The sequence below is a fragment of the Commensalibacter melissae genome, assembly GCF_003691365.1.
In the GTDB taxonomy this organism is placed as follows: Bacteria; Pseudomonadota; Alphaproteobacteria; order Acetobacterales; family Acetobacteraceae; genus Commensalibacter; species Commensalibacter melissae.
On the sequence record NZ_CP033087.1, the window covers coordinates 1,508,092 to 1,534,017 of the forward strand.

General features: G+C 39.5%; 24 protein-coding genes. 6 read left to right on the forward strand and 18 right to left on the reverse strand.

Annotated features, from left to right (window positions below):
- Positions 1-2 precede the first annotated feature (2 nt).
- Positions 3-470: an RNA pyrophosphohydrolase gene (locus tag D9V35_RS06820; protein ID WP_122123886.1), complete on the forward strand. Its 468-nt coding sequence runs from the start codon at positions 3-5 to the stop codon at positions 468-470.
- On the opposite strand, the gene D9V35_RS06825 is transcribed toward D9V35_RS06820, so the two are convergent.
- The 4 genes from D9V35_RS06825 to D9V35_RS06840 form a co-directional block, all read right to left on the reverse strand.
- The gene (locus D9V35_RS06825) at positions 471-2,051 is read right to left on the reverse strand and encodes a DHA2 family efflux MFS transporter permease subunit (RefSeq protein WP_122123887.1); all 1,581 of its coding nucleotides are present in this window, start codon (positions 2,049-2,051) and stop codon (positions 471-473) included.
- On the reverse strand, positions 2,048-3,154 hold the full coding sequence (locus tag D9V35_RS06830) for an HlyD family secretion protein (RefSeq protein WP_122123888.1): 1,107 nt from the start codon (positions 3,152-3,154) through the stop codon (positions 2,048-2,050). The genes D9V35_RS06825 and D9V35_RS06830 overlap by 4 nt, the downstream gene beginning before the upstream one ends.
- Before the next feature lie 27 nt (positions 3,155-3,181).
- The gene (locus D9V35_RS06835; protein WP_122123889.1) at positions 3,182-4,939 is read right to left on the reverse strand and encodes an ABC transporter ATP-binding protein; all 1,758 of its coding nucleotides are present in this window, start codon (positions 4,937-4,939) and stop codon (positions 3,182-3,184) included.
- A 117-nt stretch (positions 4,940-5,056) separates the two neighbouring features.
- Positions 5,057-6,256 (reverse strand): CCA tRNA nucleotidyltransferase, encoded by a 1,200-nt coding sequence (locus tag D9V35_RS06840; protein WP_122123890.1) that lies wholly within the window; start codon positions 6,254-6,256, stop codon positions 5,057-5,059.
- Between the two features lie 396 nt (positions 6,257-6,652).
- Here D9V35_RS06840 and D9V35_RS09430 point away from each other — a divergent pair, with 396 nt between their 5' ends.
- Positions 6,653-7,264 carry a hypothetical protein gene (locus D9V35_RS09430; RefSeq protein ID WP_205910296.1) on the forward strand — a complete coding sequence of 204 codons (612 nt, stop codon included), beginning with the start codon at positions 6,653-6,655 and terminating at the stop codon, positions 7,262-7,264.
- Positions 7,265-7,279: 15 nt separating this feature from the next.
- Here D9V35_RS09430 and D9V35_RS06850 read toward each other — a convergent pair whose 3' ends face one another.
- The 4 genes from D9V35_RS06850 to D9V35_RS09365 all read right to left on the reverse strand — a co-directional run bounded on the left by D9V35_RS06850 (position 7,280) and on the right by D9V35_RS09365 (position 9,764).
- Complete coding sequence (locus D9V35_RS06850; RefSeq protein ID WP_110438373.1) at positions 7,280-8,383, reverse strand: site-specific DNA-methyltransferase; 1,104 nt, start codon at positions 8,381-8,383, stop codon at positions 7,280-7,282.
- On the reverse strand, positions 8,376-9,011 hold the full coding sequence (locus D9V35_RS06855; protein WP_122123891.1) for a ribonuclease HII: 636 nt from the start codon (positions 9,009-9,011) through the stop codon (positions 8,376-8,378). Before D9V35_RS06855 ends, D9V35_RS06850 begins: the two co-directional genes overlap by 8 nt.
- Positions 9,012-9,161: 150 nt before the next feature.
- On the reverse strand, positions 9,162-9,569 hold the full coding sequence (locus tag D9V35_RS06860; RefSeq protein WP_122123892.1) for a hypothetical protein: 408 nt from the start codon (positions 9,567-9,569) through the stop codon (positions 9,162-9,164).
- 33 nt (positions 9,570-9,602) lie between these two features.
- Complete coding sequence (locus tag D9V35_RS09365) at positions 9,603-9,764, reverse strand: hypothetical protein (RefSeq protein ID WP_155565769.1); 162 nt, start codon at positions 9,762-9,764, stop codon at positions 9,603-9,605.
- Positions 9,765-10,035: 271 nt separating this feature from the next.
- On the opposite strand from D9V35_RS09365, the gene D9V35_RS06865 reads away from it, so the two are divergent.
- The 4 genes from D9V35_RS06865 (at position 10,036) to D9V35_RS06880 (ending at position 19,235) form a co-directional block, all read left to right on the forward strand.
- Positions 10,036-11,223 (forward strand): efflux RND transporter periplasmic adaptor subunit, encoded by a 1,188-nt coding sequence (locus D9V35_RS06865; protein WP_122123893.1) that lies wholly within the window; start codon positions 10,036-10,038, stop codon positions 11,221-11,223.
- 65 nt (positions 11,224-11,288) lie between these two features.
- Positions 11,289-14,444 carry an efflux RND transporter permease subunit gene (locus D9V35_RS06870; protein WP_122123894.1) on the forward strand — a complete coding sequence of 1,052 codons (3,156 nt, stop codon included), beginning with the start codon at positions 11,289-11,291 and terminating at the stop codon, positions 14,442-14,444.
- Positions 14,441-17,710 carry an efflux RND transporter permease subunit gene (locus D9V35_RS06875; RefSeq protein WP_122123895.1) on the forward strand — a complete coding sequence of 1,090 codons (3,270 nt, stop codon included), beginning with the start codon at positions 14,441-14,443 and terminating at the stop codon, positions 17,708-17,710. The genes D9V35_RS06870 and D9V35_RS06875 overlap by 4 nt, the downstream gene beginning before the upstream one ends.
- A gap of 31 nt (positions 17,711-17,741) precedes the next feature.
- Positions 17,742-19,235 (forward strand): efflux transporter outer membrane subunit, encoded by a 1,494-nt coding sequence (locus D9V35_RS06880; RefSeq protein ID WP_240993415.1) that lies wholly within the window; start codon positions 17,742-17,744, stop codon positions 19,233-19,235.
- Between the two features lie 344 nt (positions 19,236-19,579).
- Here D9V35_RS06880 and D9V35_RS06885 read toward each other — a convergent pair whose 3' ends face one another.
- The 10 genes from D9V35_RS06885 to rpsE all read right to left on the reverse strand — a co-directional run bounded on the left by D9V35_RS06885 (position 19,580) and on the right by rpsE (position 25,916).
- Positions 19,580-19,759 carry a DUF1328 domain-containing protein gene (locus tag D9V35_RS06885; RefSeq protein ID WP_110438380.1) on the reverse strand — a complete coding sequence of 60 codons (180 nt, stop codon included), beginning with the start codon at positions 19,757-19,759 and terminating at the stop codon, positions 19,580-19,582.
- A 163-nt stretch (positions 19,760-19,922) separates the two neighbouring features.
- Positions 19,923-20,348, reverse strand: coding sequence for a 50S ribosomal protein L17 (gene rplQ, locus D9V35_RS06890; protein ID WP_122123897.1), 426 nt, complete (start codon positions 20,346-20,348; stop codon positions 19,923-19,925).
- A 29-nt stretch (positions 20,349-20,377) separates the two neighbouring features.
- Positions 20,378-21,397 carry a DNA-directed RNA polymerase subunit alpha gene (locus D9V35_RS06895; RefSeq protein ID WP_110438382.1) on the reverse strand — a complete coding sequence of 340 codons (1,020 nt, stop codon included), beginning with the start codon at positions 21,395-21,397 and terminating at the stop codon, positions 20,378-20,380.
- A 121-nt stretch (positions 21,398-21,518) separates the two neighbouring features.
- Complete coding sequence (gene rpsK / locus D9V35_RS06900) at positions 21,519-21,911, reverse strand: 30S ribosomal protein S11 (protein ID WP_110438383.1); 393 nt, start codon at positions 21,909-21,911, stop codon at positions 21,519-21,521.
- Between the two features lie 52 nt (positions 21,912-21,963).
- On the reverse strand, positions 21,964-22,341 hold the full coding sequence (rpsM, locus tag D9V35_RS06905) for a 30S ribosomal protein S13 (RefSeq protein WP_110438384.1): 378 nt from the start codon (positions 22,339-22,341) through the stop codon (positions 21,964-21,966).
- A 194-nt stretch (positions 22,342-22,535) separates the two neighbouring features.
- Complete coding sequence (locus tag D9V35_RS06910; RefSeq protein WP_122123898.1) at positions 22,536-23,192, reverse strand: adenylate kinase; 657 nt, start codon at positions 23,190-23,192, stop codon at positions 22,536-22,538.
- Complete coding sequence (gene secY, locus D9V35_RS06915) at positions 23,189-24,538, reverse strand: preprotein translocase subunit SecY (protein ID WP_122123899.1); 1,350 nt, start codon at positions 24,536-24,538, stop codon at positions 23,189-23,191. Before secY ends, D9V35_RS06910 begins: the two co-directional genes overlap by 4 nt.
- A gap of 135 nt (positions 24,539-24,673) precedes the next feature.
- The gene (rplO, locus tag D9V35_RS06920) at positions 24,674-25,162 is read right to left on the reverse strand and encodes a 50S ribosomal protein L15 (protein WP_110438387.1); all 489 of its coding nucleotides are present in this window, start codon (positions 25,160-25,162) and stop codon (positions 24,674-24,676) included.
- The gene (rpmD, locus tag D9V35_RS06925) at positions 25,163-25,345 is read right to left on the reverse strand and encodes a 50S ribosomal protein L30 (protein WP_122123900.1); all 183 of its coding nucleotides are present in this window, start codon (positions 25,343-25,345) and stop codon (positions 25,163-25,165) included.
- Positions 25,338-25,916, reverse strand: a complete 579-nt coding sequence (gene rpsE / locus D9V35_RS06930; protein ID WP_110438389.1) for a 30S ribosomal protein S5 — start codon at positions 25,914-25,916, stop codon at positions 25,338-25,340. The genes rpmD and rpsE overlap by 8 nt, the downstream gene beginning before the upstream one ends.
- Between the last annotated feature and the right edge of the window lie 10 nt (positions 25,917-25,926).

Below are 25,926 nucleotides of genomic sequence, written 5' to 3' on the forward strand. Positions count from 1 at the left end.
TCATGAAAGCCCTACCTTATCGTCGTAATGTTGCAGCTTTTATCCTTAACAAAAAGGGGGAAATTTTCATTGCATTACGCCATGATCTTGCAAAAGATGGGATATGGGCCTTTCCCCAAGGTGGGATCGACAAAAATGAAACCCCGCAAGAAGCGCTTAAACGTGAATTGTTGGAAGAGATTGGTACAAGTAATATAGAAATTCTGGAGGAATATCCCGAATGGTTATCCTATGATTTCCCATCCAATGTGATTGGCAATCCTCTTAAACGTAAGTATAAAGGACAAACCCAAAAATGGTTTGCTGTTAGATTTCTGGGGAAAGATAGCGATATTGATCTAAATACCCATAATGAAAAAGAGTTCAATGAATGGAAATGGATTTCATCTTCCGAATTGGCGAAAATCAACACCGGGTTCAAACATGATCTTTATCAAAAAATAGCCGAATATTTTCATAAATACATATAATTAGCTATCTGCCTTTTTTTTCTTTGCTGTATAGCCATCCAGAAAAAAACAAAATGGTACGAGAAGAAAAGCCAAACAACCTAAAATCATAAATACATCGTTAAAGGCCAAAATTGCCACCTGTTTAATGAAATCCTGATAAAGATACTTCATGGCTGTTTCTGCCTGATCCTGTGTTGCATATCCCAATTGCTGAGCCACTGCACGCATATGTGCCAAATAATCATTAAAAGGCTGATAGAAAGGAGACATCCAATGTACCATGTGTGCCTGATTTACCTGCCTTCTTTCAGTGATTAAAGCTGTTGCTCCAGAAATACATAAGGCTCCCAACACGTTTCTTGTCATACTAAACAATGCCGAAGCATCTGCATTATATTTTTCTTCAATTGTCATAAAGGCAATGGTTGAGAGAGGAACAAATAGGAAAGCGAGACAAACCGATTGTGATATTCTGTACATGACCAAATGCAAAAAATCCGAATTTGGCACCAAATTGGCTGAATAAAACAACGCGCAGCCGAATAGGAAAAAACCCATCGCTATTACATAACGTATTTGAACAACATTGATCACTTTGCCAATAACAGGAATTAAAATAATGATGGCAATCCCACCTGGTGTCAGAACCAATCCCGAAAGAAAAGCCGTGTATCCAATAATCTGCTGCGTAAATTGTGGAACAATTACAGCTGATGCATATAGACATCCACCCAATCCAGCCATTAAAATTGAACTTATTGCAAAATTACGATCTTTGAATACTTTTAGATCAACAACAGGTTTTTCTGTATAAAGAAGCCATATTATTGCGCCTATGATACCAATTACGGAAAAAAAACCCAACCAACAGATGAAAACCGAACCAAACCAGTCAGCATTTTCCCCACGATCCACCATGACTTCCAGACAACCAAGTCCCAGCGTTATTAAGCTGACTCCAATATAATCAATTCGTTCACTACGCTTTCTGGCCCATGGCGGATCATCAACAAGCATGGCCACTGCAAACACTGTTATGATTCCGACAGGAACGTTAAGAAAGAAAATCCATCGCCAGGAATAACTATCCGTGATCCATCCGCCCAAGGATGGACCCAATACAGGTGCAACCACAGTGGCAATTGCCGTTAGTCCGAAAGCTGCCCCCCGTTTATCTGGTGGGAAGGTATCGAGAATTATCGATTGCTGGTTTGGTTGAAGCCCCCCTCCAAAAAATCCTTGCATTAGACGGAATAAAACGAGCTGAGCCAAGCTATTCGCGATACCACATAAAAAAGAAGATACGGCAAACATGAATATACAGATAAGAAAATAACGTTTTCGTCCAAGGATCCTTCCTAACCATCCCGAAATTGTTAAAACAATTCCGTTAGCCGCCAGATAGGAGGTCAATGACCAAGTCGCATTATCATAGGTTGTTGATAAACTACCAGCAATATGGGGCAAAGATACATTGACAATTGTCGTGTCCAGAATTTCCATAAAAGCGGCAAGAGTTACGACAATGGCAATTAACCATGGATTATGTTTTGGCTTCCATTCCTCTTTTACGGTATTTAAGGTAGCGGATTGACTCATTTCGTGTAAACCGTTGGCACGACTGAAAGACCTATGGCCAAGGGAACCTTGGGATCCAGTCCTTCATCAATCAATATTTTAACAGGAACACGCTGTACAATCTTGACATAGTTACCCGTAGCATTTTCTGGTGGAAAAGCACTAAAGACAGATCCTGTTCCTGCCTGGATTGAATCAACATGCCCCTTTAATTTCATAAATGGATATGCATCCACCTCAATTTTAACCTTTTGACCCGGACGAACATTGGTAATCTGTGTTTCCTTGTAGTTTCCAATTACCCAAACCTCTGGTTCAACTATGGATAAAAGAGATTGACCAACGGTTACATAACTGCCCTGCTCAACGTTACGTTTGGAAATCCATCCATCATGCGGTGCCCTGATTTCAGTCCATCCAACATTTAAAGCGGCCGTTTCCAATTGTGCTTCCGCTGCCTTAACAGCCCCACCCTGATCAGAAACCTTACTTTTGACATTGCCAATATTGGCTTCGACTGGAGTGGCAATTAAATAATTACCTTCAGCTCTGTCCACTTCCGCTTTTGCCTGGTTAAAAGCGGAAGTAGCGTAATCAATCGCCTGCTGGGTTGTAGCAGGACGCGCAATATTATGTTGACGAACATAATCCGTTTTGGCCTTGAATAATTGCGCTTTCGCGGCTTCCAATTGTCCCTCGGCAACTTTTAGCTGACCTGGATAATTCTTTTTTGCAACTTCCAATAAATATTGTGAGGCAAGATACTGGGCTTTTGCCCTTTCCAAATTACCTTGCGCCTGTAAAAGAGATGCTTTGTAATCCCTTGAATCAATCCTCAACAAAACCTGACCCTTATGGACAAACTGATTATCATTGACCAATAATTCAGTCACGTAACCATTGACATGCGGTGCGATCGTAATGGCACGCCCGGCGGTAAACGCATCATCCGTACTAACATCATTACGTGTAAACCACCAATATAAACCAATTAAAATGACAACAATGATCATAATGAAAAACATTAGATACCGGATCGCCTTTTTTTTATTTTTAGGATTGGTGGATTTTTTTTCTTCAGATGAATCAAGATCCTGTTTCGAGTCAGTTGTATCCGCTGTCATAAATGTCCATCCACAATGATAAAATTATTAATAATCCAGATTCTGCGTCTGTATCAATCTGGCATACATGCCCTGCTGTTTCATTAAATAATCATGATTTCCCTGTTCTACAACTTTTCCATCCGAAACAACGATAATGACATGGGCTGTTCGTATAGTAGACAAACGGTGAGCCACAATTAAAGTCGTGCAATCCCTTCGCAATTTAGCCAAGGCTTTTTGTATGACATGTTCACTTTCCGTATCCAATGCACTTGTCGCTTCATCCAATAACAATAAACGAGGGTTTCTTATTAACGCACGTGCAAGGGCAATTCTCTGACGCTGACCTCCTGAAAGACATTGTCCACCATGACCAACATTTGTATCCAGGCCTTTTGGTAAATCTCCAAGAAAACGATTGATAGCTGCCCCTTCCAAGACTTTTTCGATCTCCTCTTTGCCTGCATACGGATTACCGATCCGAATGTTATCGATAATAGACATATCAAATAACAACGGATCTTGTGGAACATAGGCGATTGCTGAACGCAATTCATGAATTTTGATGTTCCGCAAGTCAACTCCGTCAAAAATGATCTGTCCCTTCTGTATATCGTGTAGACGGGGGATCAAAGTCAACGCCGTTGATTTTCCCGCACCCGAGGGCCCAACCAGGGCAACAGTCTGGCCCGGTTCAATTTCAAAATTCAAACCATGCAATCCGACTTCACGATCTGGATATATAAAATGCACATTTTGAAATTGAATTTTCCCTTTTCCATTAGGTAAAGGCAATGCATTCATTTTATCTTTTATTTTGATAGGTTGATCAATTATATTAAAAATACGGTTTAGACCAGATATGCCTTCCTGCATTGCCGCATTTAAAGATCCCAGGGCTCGCAATGGTCTTGCCGCCAAAAGCAAAGCCGCTACAAAGCCTGAAAAATCCCCTAAGGTTGCACCGCCCATCGCGGCACGCCAGCCAGCAAATCCTAAAACCGCCGCAACGGCACTTCCTCCCAAAACCTCCATAATTGGATCAACTTTTGCACGACCTCGAATAATTTTTAGAGTAGCATCATATAATTGATCAAATGATTGACCCAACCGTCTGATTTCACGCTTTTCCATTCCATAGACACGAACGGTTCTGGCCTGTGAAAAAGTCTCATTCAATAACGCTGCGGTTTTTCCAACCTGTTCCTGCATATTTCCGGATGCTTTGCGCACTCGCTTTCCCAATTTTTGAATAGGTACAGCAGCAATTGGATATAATAGAGCCGCGATTAAACTCAACTCCCAATCCATATAGAACATCGAAACAATCAAACTAATAACCGTAATTGCATCTCCAAACGCATTAACCATTCTTATCATGGCTTCACGTATGGATAACGCATCAGTGGTAAAACGGGCGGAAAGCTGTGCGGGGGCTTCCTTTTCAACTAACGAGATATCTGCATAAACCAGATGCAAGAACATTTTTTTCTGCAGCCCCCGTATAATCTGTAAAACCAAATCTTGTACGGAAAGCGTCTGAATATATTGTGACGCGGCCTTTGCGGCCGTCACCATAACAACCAGGGCGGGGATCTGATACAAAATTCGAGGATCATTATCCTTAAACATATCCAATGCGCGCTTTATCACCAAAGGGTATAAAGCTGTCAATCCGGCCATAAAAATTGTCGAGATAACAATCAATAAAATACGTTTCGGATAAAAACGTATTTGCTCTCTCCATAAACGTTGAAGAAAAGGCCAACTTTTATCTTCCCCCAGTATCAGGGATAAAATCATCTTTCTTTTAGTTTGTTTCTTATTGTATTTCTGTTCTTGATTCACACTTTGATACTTTTACATGGAGCAAATGATATGAAAGCCTTTTAACCCAAATTAAAATATTAAATCGAATATTTAATCTGTATTTTTCAAACTGTGTCTTTTTAACCACTCTATACAATCCAAGGCGGAAGCATAACATCCACCATCAATCCACCATATTTTAACCGATTCAAGAATTTTCCCCATGATTGGACCTTTTTCAACCCCCAGTTCAATTAAATCCTTACCTTTTACGGGGAAAACTGGTGTTGGTATATCAATAACCCGTTTACGCCATTTATCCCATAGAATGAAATCATCATCCTGGTGTTTAATCTGTTCTAGCCAGCTTTGGCCAATAAGAACGTCAAGAGAATATAATGCCTTTAATTGAACAAGCCGCTTATCCGATGCATCGGCTTTTAAGGATAACGGTTTTTCCAATCTTGATAAGAATTTAGCATCTTTATTGGACAATTTAAACTTTTTTGCAACTAATGTGGCAGACCCCTTAATTAAGGCAGACAAGCGAATAATTGCATTATCAGGCACTCCTGCCGCAATAAGTTTAAGAAACGGATCAAGACGATACCCAAAAGGCATTAAAACGGTTAAAACCCCATATCTATCCATCAAATTTAATACATCCCCCGCTCTTGGACCCGTGATAATCTTTCTTAATTCTGACCAAACTCGCTCTGCCGACAAAGTATCAAGCTGTGTCGCATAAAACTGAATGGCATTCACAGCATCTAAATCCGGTTGAGTTTTGCCATAGCGCGCATAAAAACGAAAATATCTTAAAATCCTTAAAAAGTCTTCTGCAATACGTTCATGTGCCGTTCCTACAAAACGAACATGACCTAATGAAAGATCTTCCTGTCCATGGAAATAATCCCATAATTTTCCGTTTTTATCACAATATAAAGCATTAATTGTAAAATCACGTCTGGCAGCATCCTCTCGCCAATCTTGTGTCCAAACAACCTTGGCATGTCGCCCATCAGTCTTAATATCCTTACGTAATGTCGTTATCTCATATGAATGATGATTTATTATTGCCGTAACTGTTCCATGTTCAATACCTGTAGGTATCCCCTTTATCCCTGCCCGACTTAATTTTTCAATTATACGATCAGGGGGATCCATGGCTGCGATATCAATATCAGAAATTGGTTTCTGAACAAGCAAATCCCGAACCACACCGCCAACTAAACGTGCATCAGGAAAAATATCCCATAATTTTTTTAAATTCTTTTTGGATTGATCAGGTAATTTATCCAAAATATTCATGAAACAGTAACTTTTATAATCATTCTATTGAAACGACCCATCCTATTCCTTAGAGATTAATTCAACAACAGACCCATCAATAATTCTTTGCGGCTTTGCAAAGCTGTCAGTAAACAATACAAAATTAAAATTATTTTCTTGAAAATTTATATTATTCCCATCTCAATTCTTTCTTGATGAATAATGGTTATGTTATAAATCTATCACGTCCACATCATTTCTATTTTGAATTTTATCATTATGTCATAACAAATAAACTGTAAATGCATATCCGTGAACATAATAAGCAAAATATCTTTTGAAATATGATATAAAGAAAGTGTTTCTTCTTCATGATTGATTTGATAAAAGAAATATTAGCTTTAGGATTTTGGTTTCTATCAAGAGAATAATTACATGAATTATCAATCTCGTTTATTATCTTTGCTATTCTGCCTTGCGTTCAGCGGATATTTTACATTACCCGTCCTGTCTGGCGTTGCCCAGACAGCAAAAAACAACCCTAAACAAAAAACATCAAAAGTAACTTCTTCATCCAAAAACAACAAGCAAAATAGTCAAACAAACAAAACATCAACAAATGATGACGATGATGATCCAAATGATGATGATCCAAATGATGATGATAGCAAAAATCCAACACAATCCCTCTTTGAAGCGATCAATGTCGGAAACCTTTACGCTGCACAAGATGCTTTAAACCGTGGTGCCGATTTACATGCAACCAACGTCTTGGGTCAAACACCTCTGGAAATGTCCATTGATCTTAATCGCGATCGCATCACCTTTTTGCTTTTGTCAATGCGTGGCTATAATAACTCACCTCAAAAACTAAATGGTGATAGAGAAATATCAACGGTTTCGGTTAAAAGTGAAAAAGGATATTTATCCATTAAAGGTCAAAATCAACGTAAAACTGTTTCAAATCTCAACCAATCAAACACATATTCACATTATAACAATATTTCCAAACCTGAAATCGGCTTTCTCGGTTTTAACAAAAGCTAGGTTTTACATTTGAATTTAAGATTTGGCCAATTTAGTCATTGCATTATATTCATTACGCAATATATCAAGAGCATATAATCCTCCATTTCTTTCGAAATGCCAAAAGGTCCATCCATTACAAGAAGGTGAATTTGTTACAAGGGCCCCAATTTTATGAATGGAACCTCTTTTGTTTCCACTGATAACAGTGCTATCGGATGTTACTGTAGCAAAAACGCGTTTATTTCGATCCATCAAGATTGTTCCTGGCTGAATAAATCCCTGTTCAATCAGGTTTCCAAAAGGAACACGAGGAATCTCTCGTTTGGAAGGGGTGACTTTAATATCTTCAATCGATAACGGCTTTTCATTGTTCACACGTCGAAGTGCGGCTTTCATATAGTCTGGATGACGCTCAATCCCGATATAACGTCGCTGAAGTTTTTTTGCCACGGCAAGGGTTGTTCCAGTTCCAGCAAAAGGATCCAATACAACATCTTCAATATTTGTAGAGGACAAGATAACGCGATATAACAAGCTTTCTGGTTTTTGGGTCGGATGTAATTTTAGTCCATGTTCATTTCGAAGTCTTTCATGTCCAGTACATAAAGGCAGAAACCAATCAGAACGCATCTGAATATCATCATTTAAGGTTTTCATGGCCTGATAATTGAAACAATATTTACTATCAGCATCTTTGGCTGCCCATATTAATGTCTCATGCGCATTGGTAAATCGTCTTCCCTTAAAATTTGGCATGGGATTGGATTTCCGCCAAACAATATCATTCAAGATCCAGAAACCAAGATCCTGTAAAATTGCTCCAATTCTGAAAATATTATGATAGGAACCAATAACCCAAATTGTTCCATTTTTTCTCAATAAACGATGACATTCCTTCAACCAGCTTCGACAAAATTGATCATATAGTTGGAAACTCTTAAATTTATCCCAATCTTCATTAACCCCATCCACAATTGTATCATCTGGACGACGCAACTCTCCCTGTAATTGCAAATTATATGGGGGATCGGCAAAAATACAGTCAATTGACGCAGAAGGTATGGTTTTCATGACCTGAATACATTCACCATTCAAAATCTGATCCAAAGGTATATTTAATTTTACTGCTTCACTCATAAAATCCTTGACCTTTTCCTTGCTCTTTTTGCTCTACATCCATTGAAAACGAAAATTGTCTTACGGTGATATATCCTTGGCGATGATGTGGAGAACAACCATATTTCCTCAAGGCCTCACGATGCATAACCGTTGGGTAGCCCACATTATGCTCCCATCCATACCGATCCCATTTCCGTGCCAGACCAACCATCAGCTTATCGCGCAAAACCTTTGCGATAATTGATGCCGCAGCAATTGAATATGAAAATCCATCTCCCTTGATAATGGTTTGCGTGGCACATCCAAAATCAGGAGCGATCGTTCCATCAACCAATACAAGATCAGGAAGAATATTTAGTTTTGATACAGCCCTTTGCATTGCCAAGCTGGCGGATTTCCTGATATTTAAATGGAAAATTTCATCAACTGATGCCGCGGCCACACCAATCTTGACATGCGGCATTTGATTTAAAACCACATAAATTTCTTGTCTCAATGCAGGTTTGATTTTCTTTGAATCATCAAGCAATTCTGAAATATCCTCAGGAATATTTTCCTGAAACATTACAGCGGCAGCAACAACAGGACCAGCAAGACAACCCATTCCCACTTCATCCACGCCTGCAATTGATACTTTATGATGCATTCTACTCAAATAATTCGTTTCTAAACCAATAACCTACTATACTCAACGAGTCGCAAATGAATAGCCCTAAAATGAAAAAAATAAAAAAAGCTGTTAATAACTTCTGATTAACAGCTTTTTTAAGCCTAAATTTTAAATTTAATTATTAGTTTATTTACATTTACGATGTTTACAACAACATTTAAACATCCTTGATAAAAATGTTCCGGCAATCAAAACGATAACCAATGCTGCAACAGGACGGTTCCGAATGAAATTCATCAAGCATTCCATTTTTCCCTCAGAACCATATAGACGCGAAAATTCATTATCGGCAACACCCGCAAAATCCTCAAAACGTTTTCCTTTTTGATCAGATGCTTTATTTCTTAAATCCTGGCCTTTTTCTCTGGCCTGGTCCGCGACGTTTTGAACCTTGTCTTTTAATTGATCAATAGTATCCTGTTTTTTATCCTGGGCACGAGAAAAGGCATCCTGTGCTTTATCTTTGGCATCATCAATCGAGCTGCCAATTTTTGCACCAACTTCCCTTAAAGTATCTTCCATATTCTTTGACATTGTTCCCTCCTTAAAAAAAGGATTGCAATCTTATCATTTTTTTATGTTTTTAAGTGTATCTTTCGCTTCGTTTTTCACCGATTCATAATTTTGCTTGGCATGGTCAACCGCGTCCTTTAATTTTGCCTTTCCATCCGTTAATGTATTTTCAATTTTTTCAGCAGTATTTTTAATAAAATCTTTTACATTACTCATATTATGCACCTTTTATAATAACAATTCATAGACTATTGGTAATTATGACAACTCCAAACCAAAAAGTCTATAAAATTATCAATCACTTAGATTACAATACCGCTTTTTAGAGATATAAAATCTCCAGGGTTAAGGAATATTAAAAAATGAAGTAATCAACTTTAATATTGATTAAATTCTGCAATGATTTATTTTGTCACAATTAGTTTTGTTATTTTGATTTTTAATTATATAAATTTAGATATTGCCATTAAAAATAAGTTTCTTGCATATGACTTTACCCCAAAATACAACAAATTCTGATAAATCTCACTCACGTTTGCATCCATGGTTAAAAATATTTTTATATATTAGTTTAATATCTGTCATTATTGGGGTAACATATCGTTTTTATGGTGTATTTTCATCAAATTCCGAGCATTCCCATTATGTTGTTGAACAACCCGTTGCAGCAACAATTGTAAAGAAAAGCCATCTACCTGTTATTCTAACTGAACTTGGAACAGTCGTTCCCATTTCCAATGTTACCGTACAAACACGAATTTCCGGCTATTTACAACAAGTATTTTTCACGGAAGGGCAATTGGTTAAGAAAAATGATTTACTTGCCCTTATTGATCCACGTCCCGCAGAAGCTTTGAAGGCACAATATGAAGGCAATTTAAAAGCGGACACGGCCTTACTGCAACAGGCAAAATTGGACAATAAGCGCTATCAAACCCTTCTAAAACAAAACAGTATCGCCCCCATGACGGCTCAAGATCAGCAATATAAGGTTGCCCAGCTTGAAGGACAGGTCAAAACAGATCAGGCCCTAATCAAACAGCAAGAATTAAATCTTATCTACTGTCACATCCGTGCACCTGTTGACGGTCGCATCGGGATCAGACAGGTTGATGCGGGAAATTATATTACTGAAGGCCAAAGCGGAGGATTGGCCACTTTAACCCAGATGACCCCCATGTCGGTTATTTTTACCTTACCTGAAAATCAATTGGGCATTGTCTTGGAAGCTTTGAAAAATAAAAAAGAACTAACCGTTGAGGCTTGGAACACCGATAATACGACCAAACTTGCCACAGGAAAAACAAGCGTGATAGACAGTCAGATTGACACATCAACTGGAACTGTTCGGTTGAGAGCCATTTTTGAAAATAAAAACTGGGAACTTTTTCCAAACCAATTTGTAAATGCCCATTTACTAGTTAAGATTATTAAAGATGCTTTGATTTTACCAAATAATGCTATTCAAACAGGACCAAATGGTTCCTTTGTGTATGTTATTCAAAAAGATTCAACGGTTAAAATACAGACAATCAAAACAGGATATAATGATGGTGAACATACGGTTATAACCGCTGGTTTAGTTGAGAATGAAAAAATAGTTACTGACGGAATTGATACTTTACATGAAGGTTCAAAAGTCATCATTCCCGAAAATACGCAATCTTCTGAATAATAATTAACTTGAAAATCATAACAGTTTCCTAATTTTGTCAAGTTTATAAATAAATAGAGATTTTTATGAATCCATCACGCCTTTTTATTTTGCGCCCCGTGGCAACAACCCTTCTTATGATTGCCATCATGATCTGCGGAATATTAGGCTATCGTTTCTTACCCCTGTCCGCGTTACCTGATGTTGACTATCCAACAATAACCGTTTCAACATTTTATCCGGGCGCAAGTCCGGATGTCATGATGACCTCGGTCACAGCACCATTGGAAAGTGAATTGGGATCCATCCCTGGATTAAATCAAATGATTTCCCAATCCTCTGGAGGGGCTTCAGTCATCACGTTACAATTCAATCTTTCAGTCTCCATGGATGTCGCAGCCCAGGAAGTGCAAGAAGCTATCAATCAGGCCAACTCCCTTTTGCCCACTGATTTGCCTGCACCTCCTGTTTATGCAAAAGTAAATCCTGCTGATACACCTATCCTTACGCTTGGCATTACTTCAAAATCTCTACCCCTGACCGAGGTTGAGGATTACGTTAATAACAGGTTGGCCACAAAAATAAGCCAGATTAATGGGGTAGGACTGGTTACCCTATCAGGAGGACAACGTAAGGCAATCCGTGTACAAATCAATATTCCTAAAATAACTTCATATGGAATTGATCTGGACAGTATCAGAACAACAATCGGTAACGTTAATGTCAATTCCCCCACCGGAAATTTGGATGGCCCAAAACGCGCCGTCACTATCCAGACCAATGGACAAATAAAAAATCCGGAACAGTTACTTAACCAAATTATCGCCTATAACAATAATGGGCCTGTTCGATTACGTGATGTGGCCACCGTCATAAACGGTCCAGAAAATAGTCAATTGATGGCATGGGCAAATAAAACACCAGCCTTGATTTTAAATGTACAACGGCAACCCAAGGCCAATATCATCTCGGTTGTTAACAATATCAATGAAATATTACCACAATTAAAAAAATCATTGCCTTCTGGTATAACATTAACGCCATTGACCGACCGCACGACATCCATTCGCGCTTCAATTCATGATGTAAAATTTGAGCTCATTCTGTCAATTATCTTGGTTATTTTGGTCATCTTTATCTTTTTAAGAAATATTTCTGCAACAATTATTCCCAGTCTTTCCGTTCCCCTATCCTTGATCGGAACCTTAGCGGTAATGTATCTTTTTAATTTCTCACTAGATAATTTATCCTTGATGGCATTGACAATAGCGACCGGTTTCGTTGTGGATGATGCAATTGTTATGATAGAGAACATTACACGATATATCGAAATGGGTGAAAACCGGATTCAAGCCGCTTTAAAAGGGTCAGAAGAAATAGGGTTTACAATCATATCGCTTACGATTTCTTTAATCGCTGTCCTTATCCCTCTATTATTCATGGGGGATATTATTGGTCGTTTATTTTACGAATTTGCAGTTACCCTGTCTATTACAATCATCATATCCGCCATTGTTTCCCTAACCCTGGTTCCAATGTTGTGTGCGCATATTCTGACCGAAATCGAAAAAAAACAGAACAACTATTTTTTTGATCGTGTGATAGACAGAATAATAGAATTTTACAATACCGGACTACAATTTGTCTTCAAACACCAGCTTCTAACCTTATTTATCACCTGTTGCACCTTTGTCATAACCCTCATAATGGCTTACTACATCCCCAAAGGTTTCTTTCCCGTTCAAGATAACGGTATGGCACAAGGCATATCCATCATGCCTCAAAATGCCTCGCTAAAAGCGGTCGCAAACAAGCAAAAAGCTCTGGCAAACACAATTTTAAACGATCCAGACGTGGATAACCTTTCATCATTTATCGGCATTGACGGACAGAATATGACCCTTAATCAGGGACGTTTCTTGATCAATTTGAAAAACCGAAAGGAACGTAAAACATCTATTGAAAAAACAATCAAAAGAATAACCCGGGCATCAAAACAGGTTGTTGGAACACAACTTTATCTTCGACCCATACAAGATCTCTCGCTAGAAACAACTTTTTCAGCCACCCAATACCAACTTTTGATCGAAAATCCGGATTACAGGCAACTTGAACTCTGGGTACCTAAAATTGTTAACCGTCTGCAAAAAGAACCTGCCCTTTCCGATGTCTCCTCAAACCTGCAATCACAGGGATTGGTTGCCAATATCACCCTTGACCGTACCACAGGTGCTCGTTATTCCATCACACCTCAAACAATTGATAATGTTTTATATGACTCTTTTGGCCAACGCCAAATTTCCACTATTTTTACAGAATCAAACCAATACAGGATCATTCTGGAAGCCGATCCAAAATTTCAAAAACATTTGACCTCTTTGAACCAGCTTTATCTTCCCGGAATAAATGGCAACAATTCCGCTTCAACTTCTGGTCCAACAAGAAATCCAACCTCCGGTCTGGTTCCTTTATCCCAGGTGACAAAAATCACTCATGACACCGCACCCCTTCTAGTCACTCACTTCGGTCAGTTTCCAGCCATATCGATTTCCTTTAACATCAACAAGGGTCATTCCCTGGGGGAGGCAACACAAATCATTAATTCCATCCACAAGGAACTTAATCTTCCCTCAAGCTTCCAGGTCAGTTTTCAAGGAATAGCGGCTGCATTTGAAAAGAGCCTTAAAAATGAATTGTTTCTTGTTATAGCGGCCATTATTGCTGTTTATATTATCCTTGGCATTCTTTATGAAAGCTTCATTCATCCCATAACTATTTTGTCAACCCTTCCCTCGGCCACGATTGGTGCACTATTTGCACTATGGATTGATGGATGCAACTTAGATATTATGGGAATTATTGGCATCATTCTATTAATTGGAATTGTCAAAAAAAATGCCATTATGATGATTGATTTTGCGCTGGAGGCTGAAAGGAAAGACAAGAAATCCTCACTGGAGGCAATTCATCAGGCAGCACTTCTACGATTCAGGCCCATTCTGATGACAACCCTGGCGGCCATGTTGGCGGCTATTCCCATGATGCTGGGAACAGGAACCGGATCTGAACTAAGGCATCCTTTGGGTATCAGCATTTTTTGGGGGCTTCTTGCCAGCCAATTGCTCACTCTTTTTACAACTCCCATTATTTATCTATATATGGAAAGATTTAAAAACTGGGGGCATCATTTTTTTTCATCATTATCCAATCACCAACCAATTGATGAAAAACCTGAATCATGAATATAGCAAAACCCTTTATACAACGGCCTGTTGCAACAATTTTACTCACAGTTACATTATTTCTAACAGGTATACTGGGTTACGAACTATTACCGGTTTCTGATCTTCCCAACGTAGATTTTCCTGTAATCATGATACGTGCCCAACAAGCGGGCGGCACACCAGAGGAAATTGCCAGCTCTATTGCTGCACCATTGGAGAGAAGGCTGGGACAGATACCCGGCACCAATGAAATGACTTCACAATCAACCCAAAACCAGGTCAGGATCATTTTACAATTCGATCTTTCCAAAGATATCAATAATGCGGCAAGGGATGTAGAAGCCGCCTTACAAGCTGCACGTGCCGACCTTCCCTCTTCGATGCGTTCCAATCCATCCTATTTCAAGATGAATCCCTCCACCTCTCCCATCATGATCTTGGCCATGACATCCAAGACCAAAACCTTGCCACAGCTTTATGATTATGCGACAACTGTTTTGCAACACCAGCTCTCAAGTATCAAAGGGGTCGGGCAAGTTGAACTAGGGGGAAGTTCACTACCGGCAGTCAGAATTGAACTAAACCCGCATGCTCTTTACAAATACGGTATTGGATTTGAAGATGTCAGGGCGGCACTGGCATCAACCAACGCTCATACTCCCAAAGGTTTTATTGAGGAAGGTGACAAACGCTATCAATTAGCAACCAATGACCAGGCAACAAAGGCTGAAGCCTATCGAAACCTCGTAATTGCATACAGAAATCATGCACCTGTCATGTTAGAGAACATCTCAACAGTAAAAGACGACGTTGAAGACTTACATCATGCGGGATATTATAACGATAAACGCTCCATCATTCTGGTTATTTTCCCTCAAGCCGGTAGTAATGTCATCAAGACAACCAGTTTGATTCATAAAAAGTTATCATTGATAAAGGCAGCCTTACCTACCGATGTGAATCTGCACATTGCCATTGATCGTTCAACCACAATCAGGGCCACCCTGTTTGATACCCAAATGACATTGGTCATATCCATTGTTCTAGTCATAACGGTTGTTCTGGTTTTTCTAAGAAACATTCGAGCCATTATTATTCCTGCCGTTGTTTTGCCAGCCTCCATTATCTCCACATTTGCCATTCTTAAATTATTGGGTTATTCACTTGATACGTTTTCCTTAATGGCGCTAACCATCGCAACCGGCTTTGTCGTGGATGATGCCATTGTTGTGCTGGAAAATATAAACCGGCATTTGGAGAATGGTATATCTCCCAAAGCTGCCGCTTTATATGGCGCAAAGGAAGTCTCGTTTACGGTAATCTCGATCACTATATCTTTGATTGCCGTGTTCCTGCCGATATTGCTGATGGGTGGTTTGATAGGAAAATTGTTTCATGAATTTGCCATGACCCTTTCCATAACCCTGATTATTTCGATGGTCCTTTCCCTGACCCTAACTCCCATGATGTGTGCCTTTATTCTTATGCGAAACCAAGGAAACAATAATAAACGGGGATATAAAATTAATCATTATTTTATAAAATTATTTGATTATTGTGATCAACTCTATCAAAGCACTCTTTCGCACATCCTTAAATATCCTTTTCTCGTTGCCCTATCAATTCCTGCAACGATTATCCTGATGATTTTCCTTTTTATAACCATGCCTAAAGGTTTCATGCCTAATGAGGATATCGGGGTTTTGTTATGCCATCTTCAGGGCGATCAATCCATTTCCTTTCAAAACATGAAAGAAAAAATCCAGTTTGTTCAGAAAATACTTATAAATGATCCGGATATTGCATCCATTTCCTCCTTTACTGGAGGCAAAGCGGTCAATCAGGGAAATATCTTTATTTCCTTAAAAGATAAAAAATTACGAAAAAACAATATTTTTGAAACTCAAGCGCGACTTTCTAAAAAATTACAAAATATGGTTGGCGCGAAATTCTATATTTTCCCTCCCAATATATTACATGTAGGCGGGCGTTCAAGTAACGCAAACTATCAATATACTTTACAATCAGATTCCTCTAGCGAATTATATAAATGGATGCCCAAACTTGTTGAAGCACTAAAAAAGCATCCCGGTATCATCACAGATGTCTCTTCCGATGTCCAACAGGGAGGTGAAGCAATCAATATTGATATTCTTCGGGATACAGCCGCACGAGTTAACTTAACACCACAACTTATTTCAAATACGTTGTTTGATTCTTTTGGACAGCGTGCCGCTTCAATTATTTATAATCCGTTAAACCAATATCGGGTCATTATGGAAACGGATCCGCGTTACGCCCCTCATACCGGTGTCTTGAATCAGGTATGGGTCAGTGTTGCAGGAGGATCACCCGGTGGCGGAACCGTATCAAATACAATCCGTGTCAAATCGAATGCATTTTTAAGTCAAGAGGATAAAATCGAGCAGGAAAACTTTAGAAACCAGATCGCGAATAGACTTGCCGGGGGTAATGGTGCATCCAATGGTTCAGCTGTCTCCACCAATCATGAAACCATGGTCCCATTATCTTTTGTCACTAACCAGAACAAAGCATTAACCTCATTATCAGTCAATCATCAGGGTATGTTCGTTGCCGCGACTTTATCATTTAACTTGGCAAAAGGAAAATCACTGAGCGATGCCATTCAGCTCATCAAAACGGAAACCGTCAAAATTCATTTACCAAAAAATATAGCAGGAAGTTTTTCTGGCAATGCAGCCCAGTTCCAGAGCAGCATCAAAAATAATATCATTATCATATTTGCCGCAATTGCCGCCGTTTACATTACACTGGGTATATTATATGAAAGCTACATCCATCCTTTAACAATTCTATCCACCCTTCCCTCGGCAGGTGTTGGCGCATTACTGGCGCTTGATCTGTTCGGGGAAGAATTTACTATTATAACCATGATTGGCATTATCCTACTTATTGGGATTGTCAAAAAGAATGCCATTCTTTTGGTTGATTTCGCTATCAAGGCAGAAGAGTCAGAAAACATGGATACAAAATCAGCAATTTTACTAGCATGTAAATTACGTTTTCGTCCTATTCTCATGACTACCGTTGCAGCTGCATTTGGTGCAGTTCCTCTTATTCTTTCCAATGGATATGGTTGCGAGATCAGACGTCCACTTGGAATCGCGATTGTAGGGGGTTTAGTGGTCAGTCAGGCTCTGACCTTGTATACAACCCCAGTAATTTATATCTATATGGATCGATTACGACATAACCGTCTGTTAAAGAGACTATTTTTTCATGGGGGACAACAACGTGCATAATAGGGGCATCAACCTGTTCTCCTTACGATATATGGGGATCACTTTCTTTTTTTTACTAAGCGGCTGTATGGTTGGACCAAATTATCATCGCCCCGCTCCAATCATTTCACAACGGTTCAAGGAATTAAAACCAGTTAACGGATGGCAGACAGCCAATCCCAGTGCCGCCGCCTTTCCTAAAGGTGAATGGTGGACTATCTATAATGATCCTGTTCTTAATCAGCTGGAAGAACAGGTTGATATTTCCAACCAGAATTTAAAACAGGCAGAAGCAAATTATCGTTATGCGCGTGCCTTGATTGACCAAACTAAGGCAGCTTTATACCCAACATTAAATCTTGGCACGAATTTTGACCGTCAAGGTAACGGAGGTGGTGCAAGAAGCATCGGTAATGGGGGCGGAAATATTAATTATTCATCCGGAATGACAAGAAATACTTATGCATTACAAACCTCTGCAAGCTGGGATCTCGATCTTTGGGGAAAAATACGACGTAACACGGAAAGCCAGGTAGCAGCTGCACAAGCCAGTGCCGCAGATCTTGCCAATGCAAGACTATCTTATCAAAGCCAGTTGGCCCAGACCTATTTTAACTTGCGATATCAAGATTCATTAATCGATTTATTGCAAAAAACCGTTAAAGCCTATGAGCAATCCTTAAAAGTAACCCAGGATCAACATAATGCCGGTGTTATTGAACCCACGGCGTTATTACAGGCACAGACACAGCTTGAGCAAACCAAGGCACAATTGACAGCTGCAGGTATTTCTCGAGCCCAATACGAACATGCTATTGCCATTTTAATTGGAAAGCCCCCGGTAGATTTATCAATTCCTCACGGTATTTTAAATGACACCATACCTCAAATTCCAGTAGGTGTTCCATCCATTTTATTACAAAGAAGGCCTGATATCGCTTCAGCCGAACGCCATATGCAAGAAAAAAATGCCCAGATAGGAGCTGCTATTGCAGCGTTTTTTCCCGATGTAACCTTATCAGCCAATTTATCCTATAGTGGCAATCCGGTAGGCAGCCTTGTTCAAGTTGCCAACCGCATCTGGTCTTTGGGGGCATCCGCTTCAGAAAACTTGTTTGATGGCGGGGTAAGAAGTTCAATGGTCAAACAGGCAGAGGCACAATATGATGCTTCTGTGGCTCAATATAGGCAAACCATTCTTGCAGCCTTACAATCCGTTGAGGATCAAATATCTAACCTTAATATCCTGGCCGATCAAAAAATCCAGCAACAAGCAGCGGTTAAATACGCTGACAAAGCCCTTAAAGTAGCCCTGGCGCAATATATGAGCGGCACTCACGATTATACCACTGTTGTAACTCAACAAGTCGCTTTATTAAATAACCAGCAAACAGCTCTTGGAATACGGCAACAGCAAATGGTGCATAGCGTCTTGTTGATCGAAAACCTTGGAGGTGGCTGGAAGGATGATCGATTGCCAAGCAAATCCTCTTTAACCTCCAATATACCTTTTATACCTCCTGTATTACAGCAAAACAAAAACTAGTTCTATTATAAAAAAATGAAATCATTTTAATAAATAATAATTTGTTAGTGATTTCATTTTTTCAGAAACAAGGTTTTTTAATTTTGAACAATTTCCAAAATCCTAAAATATTTAATTTAAAATCAAACATGTAAAATATATTAAACTATCATAAAAAAATTCACATAATAAAATTGGTTTCTTATAAAAAGCCAATATTTAAGACATTTTTAAATCAATGATATTTTTAAGCTTAATACTGCGAACTCATTCCCTATCTTTTTTCATGTCCCTAAAAAATAACAAACAAATAAATTATTTTAACATATCACTAAAAATAATTTACAACTCAACATCTCAAGAAATTAATTATTAAGTAATTTTCTTCCAACCAAAAACGCAAGGATAAAAAATAAAAAAGCGAATAACAGTGCAATAAAAAATATAATCTTAGCAATACCTGCTGCTATAATTGCCACACTTGTAAAACCAAGAAGCCAAGCCAATAAAGCAATTAAAAGACAAATAAATGCAATTTTAAGCATATCCCGGCTCTCCTTTTCAATCTATCCCAAGATTCTTCCAAAAGCCTAACGCGTTAACATATATTTTTTTTACAACTTAATTATAATCCCAATTTTGTTCATTACAAACAAAAAAAGAGATAGAAACCTATCTCTTTTTAAAAATCAAAAGGGTATTTTAATATTATGCAGCTAACTCGTCTGAATCTTCATCAGTGGGGTTTGGTCCACTGTCAAGCCCTTTTGCATTTACATCACGTTCAATAAATTCGATAACTGCCATATCAGCAGCATCACCATAACGGACACCCGCTTTCAACACACGCAAATATCCACCTTGACGCGATTTGTAACGATCAGCAATAACAGAAAATAACTTAGCAACAATAGTCTCGTCACGCAACATGGCATAAGCCTGTCTACGTGCATGCAAATCACCACGTTTTCCCAATGTCACAAGTTTCTCGACAATTGGACGTAATTCCTTAGCTTTTGGCAAAGTCGTTGTAATCTGTTCATGCTTAATTAATGCAACGGCCATATTTCTGAACATTGCAAGGCGATGCGATGAAGTCACACCCAATTTACGGCCGGATATACCGTGACGCATAATTTCAATCCTCTTCTATCATACTATGCTTAAAACAGCTCATCCAGCCGTTTAGCTAACTCTTCAATATTTTCTGGTGGCCAAGCAGGCACATTCATTCCCAATGACAATCCCATTGAAGAAAGAACTTCCTTGATTTCATTCAATGACTTGCGACCAAAATTAGGAGTGCGTAACATTTCTTGCTCTGTCCGCTGCACCAGATCGCCAATATACACAATGTTATCATTCTTGAGACAGTTGGCGCTACGAACTGACAATTCAAGCTCATCAACTTTGCGCAATAAATTACGATTGAATGGAAGCTCTTCCTTAGGCTCTTCCGTCACGACTGGTTTAGGCTCATCAAAATTGATAAAAAGCTGGAACTGATCTTGCAAAATACGCGCAGCCAAAGCTACGGCATTTTCAGGCGTTACAGAACCATCTGTTTCCAAAGTCAATAACAGCTTGTCATAATCTGTTACCTGACCAACACGGGTTGGCTCAACTTTATAGGAAACACGACGAACAGGTGAATATATCGCGTCAATTGGAATCATCCCAATCGGAGCATCCTCCTGACGGTTAGTAGAGGCAGGCACATAACCTTTACCCATTTCAACGGTAAATTCCATACCCAACTTTATTCCATCATCAAGTGTGCAAATCACAAGATCAGGATTCATGATTTCAATATCATGATCTGTCTGAATCTGTCCAGCTGTAACTTGGCCTGGACCTACCGCGGACAAAATCATCCGTTTTGGACCATCACTATGCATACGTATGGCCAGTTGCTTAACATTCAGAACAATATCCGTGACATCTTCCCGCACACCATTGACTGATGAGAATTCGTGAAGAACGCCGTCAATACGAACAGCTGTAACAGCAGCCCCTTGAAGAGAAGATAAAAGTACTCGCCGAAGCGCATTACCGAGCGTCATGCCGAAGCCACGTTCAAGCGGCTCCGCCACCACGGTCGCCACATTTTGTGACGCCGAGCCCGGTTCGACTTCCAGCTTCTCCGGCTTAATAAGAGATTGCCAGTTTTTCTGGAGGACCAAGGTGGTGGCCTTTCAATTCAAATTATTACCAAAAAAGTAACAAAATCTTAACCTCGAAGTCAGCTTTTGTTACTTGAATATTATTTCCATTCATTATTGATTGAAAATAATATACGAACGATTAAACGCGACGACGTTTACGTGGACGACATCCGTTATGTGGCACTGGTGTGGTATCCCGGATTGAAGTAACCGTAAAACCTACCGCCTGTAAAGCACGCAATGCGCTTTCACGTCCAGATCCCGGTCCAGACACTTCAATTTCAAGAGTTTCCATACCATGTTCACGAGCTTTACGTCCCGCATCCTCAGCTGCAACCTGTGCTGCATAAGGTGTAGATTTGCGTGAACCTTTAAATCCCTGAGCACCCGCTGAAGACCATGAAATTGCATTTCCTTGAACATCAGAGATAGTGATCATCGTATTATTAAACGTAGACAAAACATGCGCTACGCCAGAAGTAATGTTTTTGCGTTCTTTTTTTCTAAGACGCGGTGTGGCGGGTTTCGCCATGGCTTTTATTATCCTGTCCGTTTAGTTATAAAAAATTAAAACAAACCAAGGGTTAACGTGTTACTTTTTTCTTACCAGCAATAGCAACCGCCTTACCCTTACGTGTACGAGCATTTGTGTGAGTTCTCTGACCTCTTACAGGCAAACCACGACGATGACGCAATCCACGGTAACATCCCAAGTCCATCAAACGCTTGATATTCATTGAGATTTCACGACGAAGATCACCCTCAACCTGATACTCGCTATCAATTAACTCACGGATTTTCAGAACCTCATCGTCTGAAAGTTCGTTCACCCTACGTTCGTCAGGAATTGACAATTTATTACAAATTTCCTGCGCTTTTGTCGGCCCAATGCCGTATATATAACGCAGACCAATGGTTACCCGCTTATTCGTCGGGATGTTTACGCCGGCAATACGCGCCACGCCCAATACTCCTTAATTAGCCTTAATAATTTAGGTCTATTCTTAACAGCTAGCCACTAAAAAAGCAACAGTTACGAGATCAATAACTGTTTCATTAATAGCTAACGTGTTTGAAATACTTTTAAAAGCATCAATATAACTTTCATACTAACAGAGTCAATATAGTATGATAATTTTTTCACAAAAATATAAACTTACATTTTATTTTTTTTTAAAATTAAATCAATATCTTTTGTCACCTCATCCACATTTTTCATACCATCAATGGGATACAAGCATTTTTTTTCTTTATAATATGGCAATAAGGGAGCGGTCTGTTCACGATAGACCCTTAAACGTTCCAGAACGGTATCTTTATTATCATCAGCTCTTGAGACAAATTCCGTTGAACCGCAGGCATCACAGACTCCGTCTTTTTTTGGTTTTTTAAAAAGTTTATTATAACTGGCACCACATTTTGCACAACTAAACCGGTTGGAAATTCGCTCTGCAAGTATTTCCTCATCCACTTTTAATAATAATACAGCATCAAGTTTCAGATGTTCAGAGACAAACATTTTATCCAACGCTTTTGCTTGATCCACATTGCGAGGGAAACCATCAAGAATAAAACCGTTTTTACAATCATCCTTTTTAATTCTTTTTGCAATCATTTCAACCATCAGATCATCAGGAAACAATAACCCCTTATCCATAATATCCTTGGCTTTTTTCCCGATTTCTGACCCTGACCTCACCTCAGCCCTCAGCATATCTCCTGTGGAGATTTGCGCGATATGATATTTTTCTGACAAACGTTGAGCCTGCGTCCCTTTACCTGCCCCTGGTGGGCCCAAAAATATTAGCTTCACCGCTTTTTTCCTTTTCCAAACCTGGATTTGCGTAATAGACCCTGATATTGGTGCGCAACCAAATGGGATTGAACCTGCGTTACCGTATCTATTGTCACGGAAACTATGATTATCAAACTGGTTCCACCAAAATAGAAGGGAACATTGTAATGATTGATTAAAAATTGTGGCAATAAACAGACAACAACAAGATATAGCGCTCCAATTGTTGTTAACCGTGTCAGGATATTATCAAAATAGGTTGCTGTATTTGCACCTGGACGAATACCGGGAATAAATCCACCCTGTTTTCGTAAATTATCTGCCGTTTCTTTGGGATTAAAGGATACAGCTGCATAAAAATATGAGAAGAAAATAATCATGGCAGCATAAAAGACCATATATAAAATATGACCCTGACCGAATTCCTGTCCTAGATATGCCAACCATCCTGGTGTCGATTCATTTGATAGAAATCCAGCTATTGTTACAGGTATCAATAAAACTGAAGACGCAAAAATAGGCGGTATAACTCCAGCGGTATTAACTTTTAATGGCATATGTGTTGAATCACCACCATACATGCGTTGCCCAACCTGCCGTTTGGGATATTGTATGACAACTCTTCTTTGCGCCTGTTCCATAAACACGATAAAGGCGATTGTAACCGCTGCCAATACAAGAAATGCAACGACAAAAAATGGAGACAAAGCGCCAGTGTAACCCAGTTGAAATAAACTTGCCAAAGCCGTTGGTAAATTGGCGACAATACCGGCAAAAATAATCAATGATATTCCATTACCGACCCCGCGTGCCGTGATTTGTTCCCCCAACCACATCAAAAACATCGTTCCCCCAACCAGCGTGATGACGCAGGTTAACAAGAAAAGCATTCCCGGATTGGTAACGGCAGAACCTGCGGGACTTTTCATACTTTCCAACCCAATGGCAATTCCATAAGCCTGGAATAAAGCAATGAAAACCGTCAGGTAACGTGTATATTGATTAAGCTTTTTACGTCCTTGCTCCCCTTCCTTTTTCAAGGATTCAAGAGATGGCATCGCAGATGACATCAACTGAATGATAATAGATGCACTAATATAGGGCATGATGTTCAGGGCAAAAATGGTCATGCGACCCAAGGCGCCACCACTGAACATATCAAACATACCAAGAATACCACCCTGGTGTTTAGCCAGCAATTGTGCCATTACCGTAGCATCCACTCCCGGAACCGGGATATAGGTACCTAGACGGTAAATAATTAACGCACCCAATGTAAACCAAATACGCTTTTTTAATTCAGTTGCTTTAGAAAACGCACTGACATTAATATTCGCCGCTAGTTGTTCGGCCATAGAGGCCATAATTTTTATCCTTTCAAAAAAAACAGCGTCACCGTAACAAAACGGGACGCTGTAATTTTACCTTAAAATTAGAATGTAACATAATGTTTTGATCTAAAAATTGATCAAACTTAAATTATATTACCTCTTCATTTCCTAGGCATCTGCAGAAACATCCCCAGATGACGATAAAAGCTTTAGAGAACCACCAGCTTTTTTAACCGCTTCAACAGCTGCCGCTGATGCTCTTGACACTTCCAAGTTGATGGCCTGATTTAGATTTCCATTAGCAAGCAAACAAACGCCAGAATATTTTTTTCCCTTAAATAAACCGGCTTCACGCAATGCTTTTTCATCGATTAAAGATGATGCATTCAATTTGCCCTGCTCAATAGCGGATGAAAGGGTCCGAAGATTAATTTCCACATAATTTTTGCGAAAAATATTCTTGAACCCTCTTTTTGGCATACGACGGTAAAGTGGAAGCTGTCCACCTTCAAAGCCATTGATTGCCACACCTGAACGTGCCAACTGACCTTTCACGCCTTTACCTGATGTTTTGCCTTTACCAGAACCAATACCTCGTCCAAGACGTTTTTTACGGTATCTTGCTCCGGCATTATCACGAAGTTCATTTAGATTCATTTATCCCTCCACCTTAACGAGGTGGCGAATCTTATTGATCATTCCCTGGACAGCTGGTGTATTTTCCAACTCACGGGTTGCACCAACACGATTCAAACCAAGACCAGTCAATGTTTGCTTTTGATCTTTCTTACGACCAATTGCAGATGCTATCTGAGTTACTTTTACCGTATTACTAGCCATTTACAGCCTCCGCATTTTGAGACGCATGACCAGAATCACGGCGACCAAGAATTTCAGACACCTTCTTTCCACGTCTTGCTGCAACAACTCTTGGACTTGCACATCTACGCAATGCATCAAAAGTTGCCTTTACCATATTATGTGGATTACGTGAACCTGTTGATTTCGCAACAACATCATTAATTCCAAGGCTTTCAAAAACCGCACGCATTGGACCGCCAGCAATAATACCAGTTCCCGAATCGGCAGATCTTAACACGACCTTACCGGCGCCATAAAAACCTTGCACATCATGATGCAATGTTCTGCCTTCTTTCATGGGAACACGTATCATTGATTTTTTAGCCTGCTCAGTTGCCTTGCGAATTGCTTCAGGCACCTCTCTAGCTTTACCGGCACCATATCCTACACGTCCACGCTGATCACCAACGACGACCAATGCAGCAAAGGCAAAGCGTCGACCACCTTTTACAACTTTAGCAACACGATTAATCGATACCAATTTGTCGATCAAATCTTCATTTTCACGTTCACGTCCACCGCGACCGCCTTCTTTCACTTCACGTGCCATTCGCGACTCC

Coding starts and splice junctions, on each gene's coding strand:
- D9V35_RS06825 (WP_122123887.1), bottom strand. CDS start 2,051: ATGAGTCAATCCGCTACCTTAAATACCGTAAAAGAGGAATGGAAGCCA.
- rplQ (WP_122123897.1), bottom strand. CDS start 20,348: ATGCGTCACGGTATATCCGGCCGTAAATTGGGTGTGACTTCATCGCAT.
- rpmD (WP_122123900.1), bottom strand. CDS start 25,345: ATGGCTAGTAATACGGTAAAAGTAACTCAGATAGCATCTGCAATTGGT.
- D9V35_RS09365 (WP_155565769.1), bottom strand. CDS start 9,764: ATGAGTAATGTAAAAGATTTTATTAAAAATACTGCTGAAAAAATTGAA.
- D9V35_RS06855 (WP_122123891.1), bottom strand. CDS start 9,011: ATGCATCATAAAGTATCAATTGCAGGCGTGGATGAAGTGGGAATGGGT.
- D9V35_RS06820 (WP_122123886.1), top strand. CDS start 3: ATGAAAGCCCTACCTTATCGTCGTAATGTTGCAGCTTTTATCCTTAAC.
- D9V35_RS06860 (WP_122123892.1), bottom strand. CDS start 9,569: ATGTCAAAGAATATGGAAGATACTTTAAGGGAAGTTGGTGCAAAAATT.
- D9V35_RS06885 (WP_110438380.1), bottom strand. CDS start 19,759: ATGCTTAAAATTGCATTTATTTGTCTTTTAATTGCTTTATTGGCTTGG.
- D9V35_RS06865 (WP_122123893.1), top strand. CDS start 10,036: ATGACTTTACCCCAAAATACAACAAATTCTGATAAATCTCACTCACGT.
- D9V35_RS06850 (WP_110438373.1), bottom strand. CDS start 8,383: ATGAGTGAAGCAGTAAAATTAAATATACCTTTGGATCAGATTTTGAAT.
- D9V35_RS06835 (WP_122123889.1), bottom strand. CDS start 4,939: ATGATTTTATCCCTGATACTGGGGGAAGATAAAAGTTGGCCTTTTCTT.
- rplO (WP_110438387.1), bottom strand. CDS start 25,162: ATGAATCTAAATGAACTTCGTGATAATGCCGGAGCAAGATACCGTAAA.
- D9V35_RS06840 (WP_122123890.1), bottom strand. CDS start 6,256: ATGAATATTTTGGATAAATTACCTGATCAATCCAAAAAGAATTTAAAA.
- D9V35_RS06880 (WP_240993415.1), top strand. CDS start 17,742: ATGGGGATCACTTTCTTTTTTTTACTAAGCGGCTGTATGGTTGGACCA.
- D9V35_RS06830 (WP_122123888.1), bottom strand. CDS start 3,154: ATGACAGCGGATACAACTGACTCGAAACAGGATCTTGATTCATCTGAA.
- rpsK (WP_110438383.1), bottom strand. CDS start 21,911: ATGGCGAAACCCGCCACACCGCGTCTTAGAAAAAAAGAACGCAAAAAC.
- D9V35_RS09430 (WP_205910296.1), top strand. CDS start 6,653: ATGAATTATCAATCTCGTTTATTATCTTTGCTATTCTGCCTTGCGTTC.
- rpsE (WP_110438389.1), bottom strand. CDS start 25,916: ATGGCACGTGAAGTGAAAGAAGGCGGTCGCGGTGGACGTGAACGTGAA.
- D9V35_RS06870 (WP_122123894.1), top strand. CDS start 11,289: ATGAATCCATCACGCCTTTTTATTTTGCGCCCCGTGGCAACAACCCTT.
- D9V35_RS06875 (WP_122123895.1), top strand. CDS start 14,441: ATGAATATAGCAAAACCCTTTATACAACGGCCTGTTGCAACAATTTTA.
- secY (WP_122123899.1), bottom strand. CDS start 24,538: ATGGCCTCTATGGCCGAACAACTAGCGGCGAATATTAATGTCAGTGCG.